Genomic DNA, 6800 nt, shown 5'->3' on the forward strand with positions numbered 1-6800 from the left:
GAACAACCTGCTCTCCACCCGGTTCCTGGGGGAGCTGTTTCCGGACGCGCCCACCGTGCACATCGTCCGGCGTCCTGTGCAGGTAGCCGCCTCGCACCTGTCGCACGAGAGGACCGGCGCGGGGAGATCCGCTGCAGTGCGAGGATGGAGGAGGCAAGTCCTCCAAGGTGGCGTCCTGGCTCAGCACTCTCGCCGGCGGGCTTGCGGGGAAGTGGCAGCATGGCGCTTTTGTTCAGGTTCGACCGGATGGCCACAATGACGGCCGAACTCTACGACGAGCTCGTCCGTCGGCTGGAAGACAGGGGCGCGGGTGCGCCACCGGGCCGTCTTTACCACGTCGCCTACGGACCCCTGGACGGGCTGAAAGTCGCCGATGTCTGGGAGTCGGCCCAACAGCTCCAGGAGTTCGGCAAGACGCTCCTGCCGACCGCCGAGGAACTCGAGGTCGTCCTGTGGGAGCCCGATGTCAACCAGGTGTTCGACATCATCAGGCCACAACGGACAGACGTCGAGGGACCTGCGCGTCTCCTGGTGAGGTTCGATCCGCCGAGACTGAACGCGGGACAGTACAAAGAGATCCGCACACGTCTCGACGAAGCCGGACTCGGCGCACCGCCTGAGCGGCTCTACCACGTCTGCTATCACGAGGATGACCAACTCCGCCTCATGTCTGTATGGCAGAGTGAAGAGGCGCTCCGCGCCTTCTTCGACCGGATCGTCCGCATCACCGCCGATCTCGGGATCCGTGAAGTCCCACGAACGACGCTCGAGATCGAGGAAGTGCATCACCTCATCGACGGGTCAGCTCCTCACCCACGCTGACTGCCGACATGCAAGGACGTGTCGCGGGGGCTATGCCCAGCCCCGTTCACGCGCTTCCACTCCCGCCTGGAACCGGGTCGACGCGTTGAGTTCGCGCATGAGCCGTTGGATGTGCCGTTGCGTCGTCCGCAGACTGCTGTCGAGGGAGCGAGCGATGTTGGTGTCGGTGAGCCCTGCCGACAGGCAGAGCAGCAACGCGGCGGTGGTCTCGTCGGGTTGCATCGGGTAGCCCGGATGCTCATCACCGGGTACGAACGACCGCAGAGGGACCGCCCGCTCCCACTCGGACTCGAAGAGTGCGACCAGTGCGTCGAAGAGATCGCAGGGATGGACAACCAGCGCGGCCTCGACCTGGTTGCGCCCCGTGTGCACGGGAACGAACGCCTGCCGGTCGTCGACGATGATCAGCTTCACCGGGAGGTCCGGGCGTACACGCGCCTGCTCGCCGTGCTCGCATCCTTCCCGGATGTCACTGCCGGCGCGGCCGGGCCACGTCAGCGCCTCCGGCGTGTAGATGACGCGATAGGTGACACCTTCGGCGAGCCGTCGTACCTCTGTCGACCTTCCGGAGCCCGGACGCATCGCGTAAGGCGGCCGGTCGAAGCCTCGAAGCTGCACCCGTGCCGTCTCCTGGAAATGGAGCACGCGGCTGATGATGTTGTCCGTTCCGGTGATGACCTCGATCAGTTCGGCGGGGTGGATGTGGCGGGAGGACTCGCGGAACGCCGCCAGAAGCTCGTGGCTGGATTGGCGGGCCTGCCGGAGTTGCTCGTCGTGTCGGGCGATCAGGGGATCGAGTGCGATGTCCGGTGCCACCGCAAGATAACGCGGCTCCGCACCTGGTAGCCGGTTGGCCAACCCCCGCCGGACCAGATGGTGAGCGGCATGGTCCGCTTCATGCTCCGAGATGCCCACTGGGCCAGCCAACTCGGTCGCGGTCGAACGGGGATTGTTGATGAGGGCCGTGTAGAGCGCCGTCTCCGTCGCTGTGAGCCCGAGGACCTCGAACATCTCTCTCCGATCCGGACTGGCGGACATCCGCCAACAGCCACATATCCGCCGTCTGGCGGTCTTGTGCCGTCCGAGAGTACGGCGGGATAGTAGCGCCACGGACGATCAACGGCGGCGTAGCCGGCTCTCGGTGACAGATCGTCCTCCTCATCCGCGGCCGAATTCCACCCTCCACTCCCCGCTTCCGGGGTTGCGCTGTGCCAGGACCAAGGAGCGTCCATGAGACAACCATCCGGACTGTTCGGTGCGAGGGCGGGGATAGCCGGCCTGGCTGTCGTGGCGCTGCTCGTCTCCGGTGCCGCGGGCGCCGCCAGCACCACCAGCACGGCGGGTGCCGTCAGTGAACGTGCTGCCAGTGCGACCAACGCGAGCGCCGCACCCGCGCCGGCGGCAGTTGGTGCCGCCCCCCAGAGCGCCCAGGTGCCCGCACCCGCCGTCGGAACGCCGGTGAACGAGGTCACGCTGATCAGCGGTGACCGGGTGAGTGTCGGCGTCGCTCCCGACGGCAGGCCCGCGATTCGCGGCATCACTCCCGCGGCGCGCGCTGGCCAGCCACCGGTGGCGTTCCAGACGCTGAAGCACGGCGAGGAGTTGTACGTCGTACCGTCCGACGCGACCGCGCTCATCGCCGACCGCCGGCTGGACCTGGGCCTGTTCGACGTCGGCTACCTGGCAGCCAACGGCTACGCCGACGGCCGGAGCTCCCACCTTCCGGTGATCCTTCGGTATCCGGCGTCGACCTGGCGGACGACCGTGCCCGCGCGAGCTGACGCCCTGCCGGCCAGTGCGCGACGGCGCACTCTGGAGAGTGTCCACGCGGTCGCGGTCGATGTGGAGAAGGAGCGGGCGACGACGTTCTGGTCGGCCGTGGTGGCGTCAGCGAAGCAGGCGGGGCAGGGATCGCCGTCCACGCTGCGTGGTGGTCTCGCCAGCATCTGGCTCGACCGCAAGGTGCATGCGGATCTCGACCGCAGCGTGCCGCAGATCGGCGCACCGGACGCGTGGGCAGCCGGTTTCGACGGCACCGGGGTCACGGTCGCCGTTCTCGACAGCGGCATCGATGCCGAGCATCCCGACCTCGCCGGCAAGGTAATCGAGCAACAGAACTTCACGACCGAGGCCGACCCTGCTGACCACCTGGGCCACGGCACACACACGGCCTCGACCGTCGCAGGAACCGGCGATGCGTCGGAGGGGAGATACCGGGGCGTTGCACCCGGAGCTGACCTGCTGAACGCCAAGGTGGTCGACGACGACGGGTCAGGCAACTTCTCCTGGGTGATCGACGGCATGGAATGGGCCGTCGACCACGACGCCCGGGTGGTGAGCATGAGTCTCAGCGGCGACCCGACGGACGGGACGGACCCGCTGAGCCAGGCGGTCGACAACCTGACCGCGACCTCGGGGGCGTTGTTCGTCATCGCGGCCGGCAACAGAGGTTCAGCCGCACAGACGATCGGTGCGCCGGGGGCGGCGGACTCCGCACTGACCGTGGCCGCGGTCGACCGGTCCGATGTGGTGGCGTCGTTCTCCAGTCGTGGTCCGCGAGCCGGCGACCGCGGTCTGAAGCCGGACATCGCCGCACCCGGTGTCGGCATCGTCGCCGCGCGGGCCAACGACACGACGCAGGGCACCCCGGTCAACGACTTCTACACCAGCCTCTCCGGAACCTCGATGGCGACGCCGCACGTGGCCGGTGCCGCCGCGCTCCTCGCCCAGCAACACCCGGACTGGACCGCGCCGCGGCTCAAGCACGCCTTGATGAGTACGGCCAAAGCCGGCAACTCCACCGCCTACGAGCAGGGCACCGGGCGGGTCGACCTTGCTCGCGCGGTCGGCCAGGGCGTGTACGCCGACGGCAGCCTCGACTTCGGGCACGTGGCCTACCCGCAGGCAGATCCGATCTCCAGGACCCTCACCTATACGAACATCACGGCGAAACCGGTGACGTTGACACTGCTCCCCGAACTTCGTGCGTACGACGGCGGGCCCGCGCCCACCGGAACGCTCACGCTCGACCGGACGACCGTCGTCGTCCCGGCGCATGGAAGCGTGGGCATCAGCGCCAGACTCGATCCCCGCAAGGTGATCGGCGGCGGTGCGTACCAGGGAACAGTCCGCGCGACCGACGCGAACGCGGAGACTCGCCTCACCACGACGATCGGGATCTACAACGCGCCAGCCACGGCGACCCTCACCGTTTCGACCAACGCGCCGACCGGCGCCACCCAGGTGCGGGTGGGTCGACCGCTCGTCGTACGGATGGACGGCCGGGAGGACCTCGACGACGGCCCGGTCTACCTGCCAGGCGAATCCGGCACGGTCACGCTCGCCAAAGGCCCCTACATGGTGGCCACCAGCGTCAGCTGGAAGGACGTCGACGGCGAGTGGAACCACGCCCTCCCGATCGCCCCACAGGTCGACCTCTCCGCCGACACCAGGGTCAGCTTCGACCTGCAGAAGGCGAAGAAGCTCACCGTCAAGGCGCCAAGACCGACTGAGAGCTACGACGCTTGGATGGGGTACCAGCGCATCGATGCGCGCAAGCGGTGGCACGTGGAAGGGGACGTCGACGCACCCTACGGCGCCCAGAACTACTGGATGCTGCCGACCGGGAAGGTCACGCAGGGCACGTTCGGCTCGGTCAGCCAGCACCTTCGTGGCGAGCCGTTGATCCGCATGACGGCAGTTGGGCAACCCGGCCGGTTGGACCCCGCCTACCAGGGCGTCGACCCGAAGTATCCGAAGCTGGACGGGCATCATGACCTGCAGTTGGTCGCCGCCGGCAACGGTCTTCCCGGCGACTTCGCGGGGGTCGACGTTCGGGGCAAGCTCGTCCTGCTGTCGTTGGACGACATCTGCCAGGACACCTGCTCGGCCGATGCCCTCGACCGGGTGACCACGGCCGCGAACGCCGGTGCGGCCGCGGTCGTCGGTTTCGGTGCGAGCGGTCGGGCATTCCTCGACGCCACGCGACAGTGGCCGGTCTACCCCATTCCCACCCTCAGCCTGCCCGCCGACCAGGGACGTGCGCTCGTCCGTACTCTGCAGGCCGCGCACGACATGGTCATCGTCAAGACCGTGGGCAGTGCCGAGAGTACGTACGTCTTTGCGCTGAAGTTCTATGCGGACAAGGTGTCCGGCGATCCGGACCACAAGGTCGACAGCCATGACCTCTACCGGGTCGACAACCGGATCCACGCCGACCAGCCGGCACAGGTGACCTCGGAGTGGGCCGCCCAACGGGCCGGCGAGATCGTCGGCACCGCCCACTCCGTCGCGTTGGCATCCTCGGCTCCGCGGTCGCGGACGGAATTCGTCGGACCGCTCAGCGACACGATGCTCTGGCAGCGGCAGACCATCTACAGCGATGGTCCGCGGCAGGAAGCGATCGACCTTTTCGACCGACCGGGTAGGAGAACCGAGACCTGGGGATCATCACCGCTGGTGCCCGGGGTCAGCAGGTTCGCCAGCGATGTGCAGGCCCTCGGCAACGCGGTGCCGGTGTTCGGCGTCGACGCGACGTTCTGTCCAGCATGTCGTACGGTCGACACGTTCACGCCGATGTTCAATCTCACCGACAGCCAGACGAACCATCTGGGCGACATCACGTGGTATCTCAGCCCGGACCTCCAAGGAGGCGACGCCCGCTACGAACAGCACCTCTACCGGGCAGAGGAAGAGGTGCCCCTCGAGATCGGCACGTTCTTCCTGGGCTGCCTGTTCTTCTGCATCGAGATTCCCATACCCACCTACGAACTGCCCGCGGGGGAGTCGACGTACCGCTACACGCTGAGCTACGCCGACCTCTATCCCGGCACCCTTTACGCCAGGAACGTCGACACCGCCTGGACCTTCTCCTCGAGCCGTGCCTCCGGGGCGACCTCGCCGGAATACCGCTGCTGGGGCCAACTTCTCATCGGAGGTGACCCGAACGCACCATGCGAGGCCGAACACCTGCTCTATCTGAGATACGGCCTCGACCTCGACTCTGACAACACGCTGCCGGCCGGCAGCACCCACGCGATAACGATCAGCGGTTACCACGGCGCGCAGGTTGACCCCGAGCCCCGACTCACCTCCGTCGAGCTGTTGGTGACCTTCGACGATGGTGAGCACTGGCAGCGGGTGGCGACGTCAGAGGTCGGCCGCAACACCTACCGCGCCGTGATCACCCACCCGCCACTTCACCAGACCAGCGGAGCCGTTGGTATTCGTGCGTACGCCGAGGACGCGGAGGGCAACACGATCGAGCAGACCATCTCCCGCGCCTACGGCCTCGATGCCGGGGCCTAGGCCGGGGCCGGACAGTGGCTCTTTGCCGGTTACCGGGCCACGACGATAGTGACGGTGGAGCCTTGTGGTAGCAGTTCGCCGGCGCCCGGGTCCTGCGCGATGACTGTGCCTGGTGGGACATCGGAGGTCCGCTGCTTCGTCGTCCGCACCCTGAACCCGGCCTGGCTCAGCGCTGCCTCTGCGTCGCCTTCGTTCTGTTGGACGACGTCGGGCACGGGGACCAGCGCGGGGGTGTAGTAGAGGGTGACCGTCGAGCCGGCCTCGACGCTGCTCCCTTCGGCGGGGTCGACCGCGGTGACGGTGCCGGGGGCCTCGGCGGACCGGGGATCCTCGACCGTGTCGACGTTGAAGCCCTGGGACTCCAGCATCGCCTGTGCCTGAGCGACCTGTGCTCCGATCAGGCCACCTGGCACCGTGACCTGCGGCTTGCCGCCGGAGATCGCGATGGTGACGGTGGAGCCTCGTTGGCGGCGCTCGCCGGCGGTCGGGGTCTGCTCGATGACCGTTCCGCGTGGCACATCGGCGGACTCCTGCTCCACCTTCCTGACCTTGAAGCCTGCGTCTTCTAGTCGTGCTTCGGCGACTGCTTGGCTTTCGCCGAGGACTTCGGGGACTTCGATGAGGCCGCTGGAGTAGTAGACGGTGATGGTGGAGCCTTCGGGGGCGGGGGT

4 protein-coding genes are annotated in these 6800 nt (G+C 67.7%); 2 read left to right on the forward strand and 2 right to left on the reverse strand.

Features of this window, described 5'->3' with window-relative positions; all coding sequences use genetic code 11:
- Positions 1–246 precede the first annotated feature (246 nt).
- Positions 247–822: a hypothetical protein gene (locus ABNF93_RS19410; protein WP_349329493.1), complete on the forward strand. Its 576-nt coding sequence runs from the start codon at positions 247–249 to the stop codon at positions 820–822.
- Between the two features lie 30 nt (positions 823–852).
- Here the strand turns inward: ABNF93_RS19410 and ABNF93_RS19415 are convergent, their stop codons facing one another.
- Positions 853–1833, reverse strand: coding sequence for a helix-turn-helix domain-containing protein (locus ABNF93_RS19415; RefSeq protein WP_349329494.1), 981 nt, complete (start codon positions 1831–1833; stop codon positions 853–855).
- 219 nt (positions 1834–2052) lie between these two features.
- Between ABNF93_RS19415 and ABNF93_RS19420 the strand changes: the two genes are divergently transcribed.
- Positions 2053–6129, forward strand: coding sequence for a S8 family serine peptidase (locus ABNF93_RS19420; RefSeq protein ID WP_349329495.1), 4077 nt, complete (start codon positions 2053–2055; stop codon positions 6127–6129).
- Between the two features lie 29 nt (positions 6130–6158).
- On the opposite strand, the gene ABNF93_RS19425 is transcribed toward ABNF93_RS19420, so the two are convergent.
- On the reverse strand, positions 6159–6800 hold a 642-nt coding region (locus tag ABNF93_RS19425), incomplete at its 5' end, for a PASTA domain-containing protein (RefSeq protein WP_349329496.1).

It is taken from the genome of Actinopolymorpha sp. B9G3 (assembly GCF_040120725.1).
Taxonomy (GTDB): domain Bacteria; phylum Actinomycetota; class Actinomycetes; order Propionibacteriales; family Actinopolymorphaceae; genus Thermasporomyces.